11 protein-coding genes are annotated in these 13,529 nt (G+C 64.9%); all 11 read right to left on the reverse strand.

Annotated features, from left to right (window positions below):
- Positions 1–134: 134 nt before the first annotated feature.
- The 11 genes from LB551_RS12050 to LB551_RS12100 all read right to left on the reverse strand — a co-directional run bounded on the left by LB551_RS12050 (position 135) and on the right by LB551_RS12100 (position 13,444).
- Positions 135–989 carry a hypothetical protein gene (locus tag LB551_RS12050; RefSeq protein ID WP_224659273.1) on the reverse strand — a complete coding sequence of 285 codons (855 nt, stop codon included), beginning with the start codon at positions 987–989 and terminating at the stop codon, positions 135–137.
- Between the two features lie 233 nt (positions 990–1,222).
- Positions 1,223–3,970: a nitrate reductase gene (locus LB551_RS12055; protein WP_224659274.1), complete on the reverse strand. Its 2,748-nt coding sequence runs from the start codon at positions 3,968–3,970 to the stop codon at positions 1,223–1,225.
- 3 nt (positions 3,971–3,973) lie between these two features.
- Positions 3,974–4,303, reverse strand: coding sequence for a nitrite reductase small subunit NirD (nirD, locus tag LB551_RS12060; protein ID WP_224659275.1), 330 nt, complete (start codon positions 4,301–4,303; stop codon positions 3,974–3,976).
- Positions 4,304–4,307: 4 nt separating this feature from the next.
- A complete protein-coding gene (gene nirB / locus LB551_RS12065; RefSeq protein WP_224659276.1) occupies positions 4,308–6,758 on the reverse strand; it encodes a nitrite reductase large subunit NirB in 2,451 nt (816 codons plus the stop codon).
- A 19-nt stretch (positions 6,759–6,777) separates the two neighbouring features.
- Entirely contained in the window at positions 6,778–8,079 is a 1,302-nt protein-coding gene (locus tag LB551_RS12070; RefSeq protein ID WP_224659277.1) for an MFS transporter, read from the reverse strand.
- Between the two features lie 66 nt (positions 8,080–8,145).
- Positions 8,146–8,319 (reverse strand): hypothetical protein, encoded by a 174-nt coding sequence (locus tag LB551_RS12075; protein WP_224659278.1) that lies wholly within the window; start codon positions 8,317–8,319, stop codon positions 8,146–8,148.
- A gap of 359 nt (positions 8,320–8,678) precedes the next feature.
- A complete protein-coding gene (locus tag LB551_RS12080) occupies positions 8,679–9,905 on the reverse strand; it encodes a CmpA/NrtA family ABC transporter substrate-binding protein (protein ID WP_224659361.1) in 1,227 nt (408 codons plus the stop codon).
- A gap of 2 nt (positions 9,906–9,907) precedes the next feature.
- Positions 9,908–10,510, reverse strand: a complete 603-nt coding sequence (locus LB551_RS12085) for an ANTAR domain-containing response regulator (RefSeq protein ID WP_224659279.1) — start codon at positions 10,508–10,510, stop codon at positions 9,908–9,910.
- A 123-nt stretch (positions 10,511–10,633) separates the two neighbouring features.
- Positions 10,634–10,960 carry a hypothetical protein gene (locus LB551_RS12090; RefSeq protein WP_140549707.1) on the reverse strand — a complete coding sequence of 109 codons (327 nt, stop codon included), beginning with the start codon at positions 10,958–10,960 and terminating at the stop codon, positions 10,634–10,636.
- A gap of 112 nt (positions 10,961–11,072) precedes the next feature.
- Positions 11,073–11,873 (reverse strand): endonuclease/exonuclease/phosphatase family protein, encoded by an 801-nt coding sequence (locus tag LB551_RS12095; RefSeq protein WP_140549708.1) that lies wholly within the window; start codon positions 11,871–11,873, stop codon positions 11,073–11,075.
- A 107-nt stretch (positions 11,874–11,980) separates the two neighbouring features.
- A complete protein-coding gene (locus LB551_RS12100) occupies positions 11,981–13,444 on the reverse strand; it encodes a phospholipase D-like domain-containing protein (protein ID WP_224659280.1) in 1,464 nt (487 codons plus the stop codon).
- Positions 13,445–13,529 lie beyond the last annotated feature (85 nt).

Here is a 13,529-nt window from a genome sequence, read left to right on the forward strand (position 1 = left end):
GGCAGGTATGCTGTCATTCTTCGTATGGTGCTGACGACCGGCCGCCGAAGCGGCTTTTTGTTTCGAAGGATAAGCAGCGGCACGGACCGCCTTCATTGCCCGGGCAGCGGCGAGTCTCTCTCTCTCTCTCTCTCTCAGTGGTCGGTGGAAAAACACGCTGCGAAGGCGGCATCCACGATCGCCAGCTTGGCGGCCTGGACGGTCATGTATTCCTGAAAGAAGCGGTGCGAGACCCACATCACGGAATTGCCGCGCTGGCCCAGCCAGCCGATGCTGCCGAGCGCCTCGGCATCGCGTAGTTTTCGGGCGAGGTGGGTGCGCGACAGTTTGAGCCAACTGGCGAATTCCGCCACCGAGACCACGCTGGTCGGAATCCGATCTAGGCCGGCATGGTCGGGGTCGATGCCGGACATGAGCCGATCCATGACGATGCCGCCATTGTTGAGCCAGATGAACAGGGAAAAGGTCTGGTTGGGTTCGCGCACCGGTTTGGACGAAAGCAGGCCGTCGGCCACGAGGGGCTGCAGGGCGGCGAGCATATCGGGCCGCTCCAGGTATCTCGCCAGCCGGTCCGCGCCGTCGAGTCGGTCAAGGGTCCGTAGATGTGCGTGCACCCATCCTGTGAATGTCCGCACCGTGTCCGCTGTCGGCTGCAGCGGGTGGGTGCGCCCGTCTCCGCCCGCTACGTATTCGGCGATGCGGTAGTGCAGCATCTCCTTGATGAAAGCGTCGGCGGTGTTGCGGCTGGCGACCTTGTGCTGATGTACGAACTCGATGAAGCGCGACACCGTCAACGCGCTGCGGCGGTCGTCCGGGTCGCGCCTGAAGTGCATGGCAAGGCCGACATGGCCCATCAGCCAGCGCTGCTGCGTGGCGAATATGGAAGCAAGGCGCGGGCTGGCTTCGTAGATGTGGATCAGCGCCAGCGACTGCTCCTTGACGTGGCGGTGCAGATCCGGATGAGCCGCTATGTCCTCGATGTCCAGCATCCGCCTCCTTCTGGTTCGCCACATTGTGCGCTCCAGGACATTTTCAGCCTTGCGCATTGGTGTCCAGACGAGACGGCTCGAACTATAGTCCAGTTCCATAGGGTCGAAGACGGTGACGAGACGCCGGCGGCTATGCTGGCGGCGGTAAGCACGGTCCGTTCAGCGGCGATCCGGGCAACCGCAGCTACGAGCGTCGTGCCGCTCGGCTATGACGGCTGAAGCGGGGTCGCCGCCTACTCGGCCGCCTGAACGCGATGTGCCTGGATGATGGCGCGGATCTCGGAGCGGCAGGAGCCGCAATTGGTGCCGGCCTTCAGCGCGGCACCGATGGCTTCCAGATTCGTGCAGCCGGAAGCCACCGCCGCCGTGACCTGATTGATCCCGACGTTGAAACAGGAGCAGACGGTCGCGCCGGCATCGGGCCGTTCGGCACCGGCGCGGCCGGCGACGATGCGGAAGCGTTCGCGTTGGCTGGCGTGGGCCTCTTCGAGCTGCTGCGTCGCCCAGCCGCGCGACACGGCCACCGGGCCGGGCGCGACGAACAGGGCACCGGCAAGACGCTCGCCGTCGAAGGCGCCGATACGGTGCTGGCCGGCGTCGCGGTCGTGATAGGCAAGTACTTCGGCATCCGCGGTGCCGAAGAGTGAGACGGCGAAGGCAGCCCAGTCGATCTCGTCATTGGCAAAGGCAAGCTCGACCCGCCAGCCGCCCCGGCACCTGGCAACCGCCCAGTAGTCGGCGGCAACCGTCGCGGGCTTCCGGCGCGTCACGGCAAAACCGAACGCCCTGGCGGCGAATTTCTCGATGCGGGCCGCGACATGCTTCAGCGCGGGCTGGCCGGAAACCGGGTCGGTGAGCGGCGCAGTGAGCGTGTCGAGCCGGCCCCTGGCGGTGAACTGGTCCGTCCAGTGCATCGGCGCGAAGATGCTGCCCCGGCGCTGGCGGGACGTGACCAGCGCGCGCACGAGCACGGCGCCGCGCGGGCTGGAAACGCGCACGATGTGGGCGTCGCCAATGCCGTATCGCGCGGCGTCGTCGGGGTGGATTTCGACGAAGGGTTCGGCGACGTGCTGCGACAGACGCGGGCTTTTGCCGGTGCGCGTCATGGTGTGCCAATGGTCGCGGACACGACCGGTGTTGAGGATGAGCGGGAAGTCGGGCGAGGTGCGGGATACGATTGTGGGACGGACGGCGATGAAGCGCGCCTTGCGGTCGGGGGTGTAGAAGTTCCCGTCAGCGAAGAAGCGGGTGGTTTGGCTTCCAGCCGTGCTGTCCCCCTCTGACCGGCGTCGAGCTTGAGCGCCCCCCTCTGGCCTGCCGGCGCCGGCAGGCCAGAGGGGGGCGCCTCGGCTCGGCGCTGGCCATTGGAATGGCCTCAACGCCTCATATCGCTCGGCATCGATATCGGCATACGCTCCAATATCGAAATCCCGTTCCCCGTCATTCTCGAAACCCGACAGCGCGGCATGCTCGGCGAAAACCTCCGCCGGCACATCATAGGAAAACGCCTCGCCAAAACCCATCCGCCGCGCCACTTCCGCAATGATCCACCAGTCGGGCCGCGCCTCGCCAGGTGCTGCCAGGAACGGGCGCTGGCGCGAGACGCGGCGCTCGGAATTGGTGACAGTGCCGTTCTTCTCACCCCAGGCGGCGGCCGGCAGCCGGACATGGGCATGGCGGACAGTATCGGTCTCGGCCAGCACGTCCGACACCACCACAAACGGACAGGCCTTGATCGCCGCTTCGACGATATCGGCATCCGACATCGAATCGACCGGATTGGTGGCCGTGATCCACAACGCCTTGACGCGTCCGTCGGCTACTGCCTGGAACATATCGACCGCTTTCAGGCCGGGCTTTTGCGCGATGTCAGGCGCATTCCAGAAGCGCTTCACGCGTTCGCGATGCCCGGGGTTTTCGATCTCCATGTGGGCGGCCAGCATGTTGGCCATGCCGCCGACCTCGCGTCCGCCCATGGCGTTGGGCTGGCCGGTGACCGAGAACGGCCCGGCGCCGGGCCTGCCGATACGACCGGTGGCGAGATGGCAGTTGATGATGGCGTTGACCTTGTCGGTGCCCGAGGACGACTGGTTGACGCCCTGACTGTAGACGGTGACGGTCTTTTCGGTCCTGGCAAACAGGCTGTAGAAGCGGCCAAGCTCGTCCTCGCTCAGGCCCGTGGCGGCAGCGATGCCGGCAAGGTCGAGCGCCGAGGCGGCGAAGAGGGCTTGTCCGAAGCCGGTCGTGTGCGCCGTGATGTAGGCGCGGTCGAGTGCATTGTGTTCACCCAAGTAAGCGAGCAGGCCGGTGAACAGGGCGACGTCGCCATCCGGTGCGATCGCCAGGTGCATGTCGGCGATATCGGATGTCATGGTGCGGCGCGGGTCCACCAGCACGATTTTCATCTCCGGGCGCTTCTCACGTGCGGCAGCTATGCGCTGGTAGAGCACCGGATGGCACCAGGCGAGGTTGGAGCCGACCAGCACGATCAAGTCGGCGAGCTCCAGATCCTCGTAGGTTCCGGGCACCGTGTCAGAGCCGAAGGCGCGGCGGTGGCCGGCGACGGAGGAGGCCATGCAGAGACGCGAATTGGTGTCGATGTTGGCCGAGCCGAGAAACCCCTTCATCAGCTTGTTGGCGAGGTAATAATCCTCGGTCAGCAACTGGCCCGAGACATAGAAGGCGATGGCATCCGGCCCGTGCTCGACGACGGTCTGCGTCAAGGTCGACGCGACGAGATCGAGTGCCTCGTCCCAGGAGGCGCGGCGGCCGTGGATCTCGGGATGGAGCAGCCGGCCGTCGAGCTCGATGGTCTCGGCCAGGGCCGATCCCTTGGAGCAGAGCCGGCCGAAATTGGCGGGATGATCGGGGTCGCCGCGGACCGACACCTGCCCGTCCGCGGCGACCTTCGCCAGCACGCCGCAACCCACCCCGCAATAGGGGCAAGTGGTCCTCACCTCGCCTGCTTCGCCAATCTGCATGGGTCAGGCCGCGCGGCTGGCCAGCGCTTCGAGCGCGATGAACAGACGCTCGCCCTCGATCTTGACCGGAATGGTGCGCACCGCGCCCTCGTCGGCGCCGAGCGCGTTGCCGGTCTCCAGCGAGATGACCCAATTGTGCAGAGGGCAGGTGACCGTCGCGCCATGCACGATGCCCTGGCTCAGCGGGCCGCCTTTGTGCGGGCAATGGTCGTCAATGGCGAAGACCTGGTCGTCAGCGGTGCGGAAGATAGCGATCTTTCCCTGCGGCGTGGCAACACAGCGCGCGCCCCGGCGGGGGATGTCGGAGAGGGTGCCGATCGGTGTCCAGGTCATTGTCTCACTCCGCCGCCTGCGCGAACCCGACCGAGGCCATTGGCCGGAACTCGTGCTTGTCCTTGCCCGACACGCGTTCCGACCATGGGTCGACCTGGGCGAATTTCTGGGAAAAGACGAAGCGCTCGTAATAGGCCTTGCGCTTCTCGCCATCATCCATGATTTGGCGCTTGATCTCGGGGATGCCGACGCGCTTGGCCCATTTGTAGATACGCTCGAGATAGCGGGCCTGTTCGCGGTACATCTGCGTCAACGCCACGATATGCTCCAGCGCTTCGTCCTCGGTCCTGACCAGGCCGAGCACTTCGGTACCCTTGATGTCGAGGCCGGCCGCACCGGCGAAATGGATCTCGTAGCCACTGTCGACGCAGATCACGCCGACATCCTTGCAGGTCGCCTCGGCGCAGTTTCGCGGGCAGCCCGACACCGCCATCTTGACCTTGGCCGGCGTCCACGAGCCCCACATGAATTTTTCGATGCGGACGCCGAGGCCGGTGGAATCCTGCGTGCCGAAGCGGCACCAGTCGGAACCGACGCAGGTCTTCACCGTGCGCAGGCCCTTGGCATAGGCATGGCCGGAGACGAAGCCGGCCTGGCCGAGATCGGCCCATACCGCCGGCAGGTCCTCCTTGCGGATGCCGAGCATATCGATGCGCTGGCCGCCGGTGACCTTGACCATCGGGATCTCGAACTTGTCGACGACATCGGCGATGGCGCGCAGCTCGGCGGCATTGGTCACGCCGCCCCACATGCGCGGCACCACCGAATAGGTGCCGTCCTTCTGGATGTTGGCGTGGACGCGTTCGTTGATGAAGCGCGACTGGTAGTCGTCGGCGTATTCATCCGGCCAGTCGCAGACGAGATAGTAGTTCAGCGCCGGCCGGCATTTGGCGCAGCCGCAGGAGGTCTTCCATTCCAGTTCCTGCATGATCGCGGGAATGGTCTTCAGCGCCTTGGCCTTGATCAGCCGGCGCACCTCGTCATGGCCGAGCGTGGTGCAGGAGCACATGGGCTGCACGGCGGCGGGGTTGTACTTGTCGCCGATGGTCAGCACCATCAGCTTTTCGACCAGCCCGGTGCAGGAGCCGCAGGAGGCGGATGCCTTGGTGTGGGCGCGGACGTCGTCGAGCGAGGTCAGGCCCCCGGCCGTGATCGCGCCCGTGATCTTGCCCTTGCAAACGCCGTTGCAGCCGCAGATTTCCGCATCATCCGGCAAGGCTGCAACGGCCGCCATAGGGTCCAGCGGGGCACCCCCCTGGTAGGACTGGCCGAAGATCAACGTATCGCGCATCTGCGAGATATCGGTCTGCTTCTTCTTGAGGTCGTTGAACCAGGCGCCGTCCGATGTCTCGCCGTAGAGCACGGTGCCGATGATGCGGTCGTCCTTCAGCACCAGGCGCTTGTAGACGCCGGCGGCGGCATCGCGCAGCACGATCTCCTGGCGGTCCTCGCCATCGGCGAAGTCGCCGAGCGAGAAGAGGTCGATGCCGGTGACCTTGAGCTTGGTGGGCGTATCCGAATGCACGAAGGCGGCGCTCTCGTCGCCGGCAAGCTGGCTGGCAGTGACGCGCGCCATCTCGTAGAGGGGGGCGACTAGCCCATAGACCTGGCCGTTCACCTCGGCGCATTCGCCGAGCGCATAGATGTCCGGATCGTTGCTGCGCATGCCCGGGTCGACGACGATGCCTCTGTTGACGGCGATGCCCGCCTCCTTCGCCAGCGCCGCGTTCGGCCGGATGCCGACCGCCATCACGACCAGCGTCGCGGGAATGACGGTGCCGTCGGCGAGTTCCACTCGCTCGACCTTGCCGTTGCCCGTGATCGCCTGGGTGTTGGCCTTGGTGATGACCTTGATGCCGCGCTGCTCGACGGCGCGCTGCAGCAGGTAGCCGGCGGCCGGATCGAGCTGGCGCTCCATCAAAGTCGGCATGACATGCAGCACGGTGACGTCCATGCCTTGCGCGTTGAGGCCCGCCGCCGCCTCCAGCCCGAGCAGGCCGCCGCCGATCACCACCGCCTTGGCGCGCGACTGGGCGGCGAGCATCATCGCCTGGACGTCGTCGAGGTCGCGATAGGTGAGAACGCCGGGCAGGTTGTGGCCGGGGACCGGAATGATGAATGGCACCGAGCCGGTGGCGATGACCAGCTTGTCGTAGGGCTCGGTGACGCCGTGGTCGGAGGTGACGGTCTTCGCCTGCCGGTCGATGGCGACGATCTTGTGGCCCTTATAGAGGGTGATGCCGTGTTTGATGTACCAGCCGTCGCCATGGATGATGATTTCTTCGTAGGCCTTCTCGCCCGAGAGAACCGGCGACAGCATGATGCGGTCGTAATTGACCCTTGGCTCGGCGTTGAAGATGGTGACCTGGAAACGGCCGGGCGCCTTCTCCAGCAGGTGTTCCAGCATGCGCCCTGGAGCCATGCCGTTGCCGATGATGACAAGTTTCTCGGTCATGTCCTGATCCGCTCCGGTGTCATTCTGCAGCATAGGAAAGGGTCGACGCCTTGGTTGATGCGGCGCGCTCCATGCGCCTGACGCTGACATGCATCCAGGCAAAGCAGGCGGCGACGATGACGAAGAGCAGCATGAAGCAACTCGACCAGATGCCGGTGAGGTCGTTCAGCACTCCAAAGGCGATCGGCAGGATGAAGCCGCCGAGGCCGCCGATCATGCCCACGACGCCGCCAACGGCACCGACGCTCCGCGGATAGTAGGCGGGGATGTGCTTGTAGACGGCGGCCTTGCCGAGGCTCATGGAGAAGCCGAGCACGCTGGCGACGGCGATGAAGGCGAGCGGGCCGATCTCGAAATGGAAGGAGATCGGCCCGCTGATGCCGCGCACGACATAGTCTGCCGAGGGGAGAGACAGCACCAAGGTCGCGACGGCACAAACCGAGAAGGTCCAATAGAGCACGGCGCGGGCGCCGACGCGGTCGGACAGAACGCCGCCATAGGCGCGGAAGATGCTCGCGGGAATTGAATAGGCGGCGCCGATCATGCCGGCGGTCGCCAGCCCGAAGCCGTAGACGCCGATCAGGTAGCGCGGCAGCCATAGCGACAGCGCCACGAACGCACCGAAGGCGAAGAAGTAGTAGAAGGCGAAGCGCCAGACCTGCAGGTTCTTCAGCGGCGCGAATTCCTGCCAGAAGCTCCTCGCGGGCGCGGTGTTGCCGGCGCGGCGCTCGCGGATGACCGGATCGTCGCCGGTCGTGAACCAGAAGATGGCGGCCATGATGACAAGTGCCGCCGCCCAGATCAGCGCGACCGACTGCCAGCCCCAGGCGAGAAGCACGAAAGGCGCCAGGAATTTGGTGACGGCGGCGCCGACATTGCCGACACCGAAGATGCCGAGTGCCGTGCCCTGCCGGCCGGCCGGGAAGAAGCGTGAGACATAGGCGACGCCAACGGCGAAGGAGCCGCCGGCAAGCCCGACGCCGAGCGCAGCGATCAGCATCTGCGCGTAAGTGTGCGCAAAAGCGAGCAGGAAGGTCGCGACCGCCGCGGCGAGCATGGTGGCGGTGTAGACCAGCCGTCCGCCATAGCGATCGGTCCAGACGCCGAGTACCATGCGCACGAGGGAGCCGGTGAGGATCGGCGTGCCGACGAGCAGGCCGAATTCCGTCTCGTTCAGCCCAAGTTCCTGCTTTATGCGCACGCCGATGATGGAAAAGATCGTCCACACCGCAAAGCAGACGGTGAAGGCGATGGTGGACATCACGAGCGCTTGCCGGGGCGCGCTATCCTGGCTGGGCGCGGCTTGGAGATTTGCGGTCATGTCAGGCTCCGGTTTGCGGTAGGAGGCACCGCGCGTGTTTCTTGATCGATGTTTTGCGGTCTGGCGTCAGCGCGGCGAGCCTGGCGCGTTCACTTCGGGCCCTTTGCCTTCGGCCACGGCGCCGGCGGGGAACAGCATCTTTGCAGCGATGAACAGCGCCGCCGTCAGCGCGCTGCTGGCGACAAAATCGCGGCGCGTGAAATCCTTCAGGTTTGTTCCAGTTCCGATCCGTTTCCTCATCGTCGTCTCCGGTTGGGCGCTGCCTGGGACCAGCGCCTTCGATTGCGTGTTCGGCCAAAACAAAAAAGCCGCCGGCCAAGTCCGCGCGACCCGTACATCCGGGATCGTGTCGTGACCTGAGCGGCAGCTTTGCCTGTGGCGCCCGCCATTGGACGCCTATTCGGTGACCCGCGAAGGGCCTGGTTATTTCAAAGCAGGAACCGTGCCAGTCTCGCTTCAGAAAAGAATTTCGAATGAAATCAGCTGAATAACCGAATCATGGGTAGATCCGGCCGACTGTTAACAAGGCCAAACATTGGTCAGCTATCCGATCAGTGCGCATAAATTTTGTGCAATGCAAAAGAATGGCGCGTAAATGATCACGCTTGCTTTTGCGCGCCGATATAGGCGTCGATCTGGTCCGGATCGAAGATACGCCGGTCGAAGAAGCCGTCGGGGCCGAGCACCAGGCTTGCCCCCGCCGAGCCGACCGGCGTTGCGATCTTCAACGCCCCCTCGACCTTGGCATTGGCGCCAGGCAGCGCCACGCCGAGCGGCTTCAGCGCCGCCCGATACAGGTCGGGCCGGTAGCAGTCTCGGGCGATGGTGAGGTTTTCAGGCGTGTGCGTGATGTCGCCCCAGCGCACCATCTGGGTGTAGAACCACAGCGCATGGCTCTTCCAGGGAAAGTTCGCCGCCTTGTCGAAGGGAACGAAGAAGTCCTCGACGTTCCGCTCGGCGCCGCTGCCGAGGCGGAGATGTCCGGTCAGGACCGGCATCTGGATTTCGGCTGACTGGCCAAGGAAGCCGGGCTGCGCCATCAGCGCCGCCAGTTCGCCTCGATTGGCCGGGTCCTGGCACCAGCGGGCGGAGTGGTGCAGTGCCCTGAGCAGCGCCGCCAGCGCCTCCGGCTGCTCTTCGGCCCAGGCCTTGCGCGCGCCGATGACCTTTTCGGGGCTGTTGCGCCACAAAAGCGCCTTGACGGTGACGATGTGGCCGGTGCCGGCCGCGACGGAGGCGCTGTTCCAGGGCTCGCCGACGCAATAGCCGTTGATGCGGCCGGCAGCCAGCGCGTCGGCCATGAAGGGCGGCGGTACGATGACGATCTCGATCTCACCGTCGGGGTCGATGCCGCAGGCGGAGAGCCAGTAGCGCAGTTCGAAATTGTGCCCGGAATGCGGATGCACGACGGCGAAGCGCAGCGGGTCACGGCCGGCCGCCGCGCGTTCGCGGATAAACGCGCCAAGCGCCGCGCCGGCGCGGGCCGGATCGAGATCCGATACGCCGCCATGCGCCGCCATGCCTTCCCAGACGGCGTTGGAGACGGTGACGCAATTGCCGCCGAGGCCGAGCGAAAAGGGCACGATCGTCTCGGACGCCAGGGGCGTGAGCCCGAGGTTGCAGGCGAGCGGCATCGGCCCAAGCATGTGGGCAAGGTCGAAATGGCCAATGGCGATGCGGTCGCGAATGTTGGCCCAGGAGGTCTCGCGGTGCAGGACGAGATCGACGCCTTCGCGCGCGGCAAAGCCCATTTCGCCGGCCGCGACCAGCACGGCGCTGTCGAACAGGGGCATGAAGCCGGCGATAATCTGATGCGCAGCAGTCATGCTCATTCGTCCTCCAGCGATCCGAGCAGCCCGGCTGTCGTCACCAAGCTGTGGGCAATGTCGCTGATCTTGCGGTTCTGGTTCATCGCTGTCTTGCGCAGCAGCGTGTAGGCCGCGTCTTCGCTCAGACCCCGCGATTTCATCAATATGCCTTTGGCGCGGTCGATGACCTTGCGGTTCTCGAGCTCGCTGCGCGCTTCTTCCAGTTCGCGCGCCATGCGCGAAAAGGCGTTGAAGCGGCTGACGGCCATATCGAGGATCGGCTTGACGCGTTCCTGCCTGAGACCGTCGACGACATAGGCGGACACGCCGGCATCGACGGCGGCCTCGATCGAGGCCTGGTCGGAGCGGTCGACGAACATCGCAATCGGCCGCTTCACCGCGCGCGACAGCTGGAACATGTTCTCCAGCATGTCGCGGTTGGGGTTCTCGAGGTCGATGACGATGACGTCGGGTTCGATCTCGGCGATGCGGCGCGCAATGCCCGCCACGTCGTGGACGACGGTCACCCGCTGATGGCCGGCCTCGCGCAGTCCCGCCTCGATGATCGAGGCGCGGATGCGGTTTTCGTCGATCACCAGGACGGCTAGGGAAGATCTGACCATGCCCCGCATTGTGGGCAAGGTCGCGGAATTGTGCAATGCGGCATACCCAGTGCAGCGGGGCGTGGCCGCAGCTTACCGCATTGCAATCAGGCCACGCAGATGCGCCTCAGCGCGATCCGCGGGTCAGGTGCAGACACGAACCTCTTCGACCACCCTGTGGTGGTGTCGCCAATGTTTGACCAGCTCGATGTGGCAGCGGTGATGCCTGTGATAGCGGCGGTATTCGCGGTCGCTGTAACGAACATCGCTGTCGTCGTTATAGCGATTGTCGATATAACGCTGGCGATCGTGATGGCGGCGCACGACGACCTCGCCATTGTCATAGTCGTCGTCAGGCGAATACTGGGGCTCGTCGCCGGACTGGATGGTGACGCTCGCAGCCTGCGTCGGCGCAATGACGGAAGCCGAAGCGGCCAGCGCCATCATCGAGGCCAGGAAAAAGCTTTTCATGTCTCGTCCTCCTGTTGTTCAAGCCATATCAACTCGCAAGAACAGCCGCCGTTCCGACGCGGCCCTACACGCTTTCCAACGCGGTCGACATCAAGGCGTTATCGGTGTGCGGCTACAGGCGGACAAAGGCGGTCAGCGGCAGATGGTCGGAGGCGACCCGCGACAGCGGCGTGTCATGCGCTTCGACGGCCGCGATCATTCCGTGCCGGTTGGCCATGATGCGGTCGAGCGCCAGCAGGGGCAGGTTCGAGGGGAAGGTAGGAACAGCCGGCGGCAGCGGTCCAAACGTCAGATGCAGCGTGTTCAGCGCCGAGCGGTTTCCGAGGCGCCATTCGTTGAGGTCGCCGAGCAGCAGCGTCGGCTTCTCGTCGGGGCTGTTCATGATATCCAGCACGACCTGTGCCTGCTGCGACCGCGAACGGCGCAGCAGGCCCAAATGCGCCGCGATGACGCGCAGGGACTGGCTTCCGTCGAGATCGATTTCCGCCACCAGTGCGCCACGCGGTTCCAGCCCGGGAAGCCTGATCTGATGCACGTCGCGCACGACGCCCTTCTTGAAAAGCAGGACGTTGCCGTGCCAGCCATGGCCCTTGCCGGTCGCCGAAATCGGCACCGGCACCAGGCCGGTTTCCAGTTCGAGCCGGGACAGGTCGAGAAGTCCGGTCCGGTCGCCGAAACGATTGTCCGCTTCTTGCAGGGCGATGACATCCGGGTCGATCTCGCGGATGACGCGGCTGGTGCGCTCGGGATCGAACTTGCGGTCGACGCCGATGCATTTGTGGACATTGTAGGAGGCGACCAGCGTTCCGGTGGCGTCCGCCTTGTTCGTCGACGTGGCATTGGCCTTGCGCATCCGCTTGTCGCGAATGGACAAAAGCATGCTTGCCGGCAAGCTGCGCCCGTTCACCCGCATCGTTTGCCCGCCATTCCTGCTGCTGTCACCGTGCACCTCAAAAGATAGAACCTTTCGGCATCTGTTCCACCGTTCACGTCAAGCTATCTGGCAAACACGTCCTTTTGTTAAAGATAGGGCGAGCCCAGCCACAGGATGCGATCGAACAGACGGATGACGAATGGCCGCGCCCGTAATGCTTCCAGCGTGACGGGGACGGCCGTCTCGATCGCCGCCGCGATCCGCTTTTCGACCTCGCTGGCGAAGCCGGCGTCGAGTACCTCCAGGTCGATCTCGAAATTGAGCCGCAGCGACCTGGCGTCCAGGTTGGAAGACCCGACATAGGCCCATGCGCCATCGATCGAAAGCAGCTTCGAATGATCGAAAGGTCCTTCCGTGCGCCAGACGCGGCAATAGTGCTTCAGAACCTGGTCGAACTGCGCCGTCATCGCACGGTCGACGAGGAAAAGATTGTTCACCGCCGGTACCACGATGTCGATTTCGACACCGCGTCTTGCGGCGGTCGTCAGGGCGCTGATCAGTTCGCGGTCCGGCAGGAAATAGGGCGACATGAGGCGGATCGATTTGCGCGCGACGGAGAAGGCGCCAATCAGCAGCTTGTGATTGGTCTCGACGCTGGCGTCCGGGCCGGACGCGACCGCCCGCACCAGCATGGGCGTGGCGGGCGCCGGCGACAGCGGGGCAATTCGCCAGGCATCGCCCTTCAGCGCCTCGTTGCTGGCGAAACGCCAATCTTCGGCGGCAACCGAAAAGAGGTCGGCTACCACTGGACCGGTCACGCGAAAATGCGTGTCCCTGGAACTGTTGGAGCCGGCAAACTCGGCGGAAAAGCCCTTGCGAATGTTCATGCCGCCGGTAAAGGCAACCGTGCCGTCGACCACCAGGATCTTCCGATGGGTCCTCAGATTGGCATAGGGCAGGTGCAGGCCCATGACGATGTTGCCGTTGAAGAGCCCGGCGGTGATGTCGGCGCCGCGCAGGTGGCCCAATATGCTTGGCACGGAATAGCGGGCGCCCACGGCGTCGATCAACACGCGCACGCTGACGCCGCGCCGGACGGCCCGGGCAAGGGATTCCACGAAGAGCAGGCCGACTGGGTCATTGTCGAAAATATAGGTTTCGAGGAGGACGCTGCGTTCGGCGCCGTCGATGGCCGCGCACATAGCGGTATAGGCTTCGTCACCTGTTTCCAGGACAGTGATCGCGTTTCCCGGATGGAGCGCGCGCCGCGCCACCCTGTCGCCCAGCGTCCTGAGGCCGATGAAGCGCAGCCCGTACCGTTCGACGATCAGGGCCTCCTCGGCGGCAATGTCGCGGTCGTGCCTGGCGGACGCCAGATCGCCGGCAAGCGAGCGCTGCGCGCTGATCGAGGCGCGACGGATGCGGTTGATACCGGCCACGGCATAGATCAGCACGCCGAGGATCGGCGACAGCACCATCACGCCCACCCAGCCAGTAGCGGCCCGGACGTCCTCCTTGGTCATGACGGCATGGGCAATGCCAACGCTCGCGATCACCACGGAGATGATCGCCAGGATTTGAGGCCAGTGAGTCGCCAGGCTCTGCAGCATGGCCGGAACTATCCAGCGAGCGGATACAGAAGGCAATGCGGACGATCATTCGCCGCGTTCCCATGCGCCACGCGCTGCGGCCATT

Origin of the sequence: Mesorhizobium sp. BR1-1-2, from assembly GCF_020165435.1 — a bacterium.
Classification (GTDB): domain Bacteria; phylum Pseudomonadota; class Alphaproteobacteria; order Rhizobiales; family Rhizobiaceae; genus Mesorhizobium.

Bases quoted from the DNA above. Each gene is read 5' to 3' on its own strand.
- LB551_RS12050 (WP_224659273.1), bottom strand. From the start codon at position 989: ATGCTGGACATCGAGGACATAGCGGCTCATCCGGATCTGCACCGCCAC.
- LB551_RS12055 (WP_224659274.1), bottom strand. From the start codon at position 3,970: ATGCAGATTGGCGAAGCAGGCGAGGTGAGGACCACTTGCCCCTATTGC.
- nirD (WP_224659275.1), bottom strand. From the start codon at position 4,303: ATGACCTGGACACCGATCGGCACCCTCTCCGACATCCCCCGCCGGGGC.
- nirB (WP_224659276.1), bottom strand. From the start codon at position 6,758: ATGACCGAGAAACTTGTCATCATCGGCAACGGCATGGCTCCAGGGCGC.
- LB551_RS12070 (WP_224659277.1), bottom strand. From the start codon at position 8,079: ATGACCGCAAATCTCCAAGCCGCGCCCAGCCAGGATAGCGCGCCCCGG.
- LB551_RS12075 (WP_224659278.1), bottom strand. From the start codon at position 8,319: ATGAGGAAACGGATCGGAACTGGAACAAACCTGAAGGATTTCACGCGC.
- LB551_RS12080 (WP_224659361.1), bottom strand. From the start codon at position 9,905: ATGACTGCTGCGCATCAGATTATCGCCGGCTTCATGCCCCTGTTCGAC.
- LB551_RS12085 (WP_224659279.1), bottom strand. From the start codon at position 10,510: ATGGTCAGATCTTCCCTAGCCGTCCTGGTGATCGACGAAAACCGCATC.
- LB551_RS12090 (WP_140549707.1), bottom strand. From the start codon at position 10,960: ATGAAAAGCTTTTTCCTGGCCTCGATGATGGCGCTGGCCGCTTCGGCT.
- LB551_RS12095 (WP_140549708.1), bottom strand. From the start codon at position 11,873: ATGCGGGTGAACGGGCGCAGCTTGCCGGCAAGCATGCTTTTGTCCATT.
- LB551_RS12100 (WP_224659280.1), bottom strand. From the start codon at position 13,444: ATGCTGCAGAGCCTGGCGACTCACTGGCCTCAAATCCTGGCGATCATC.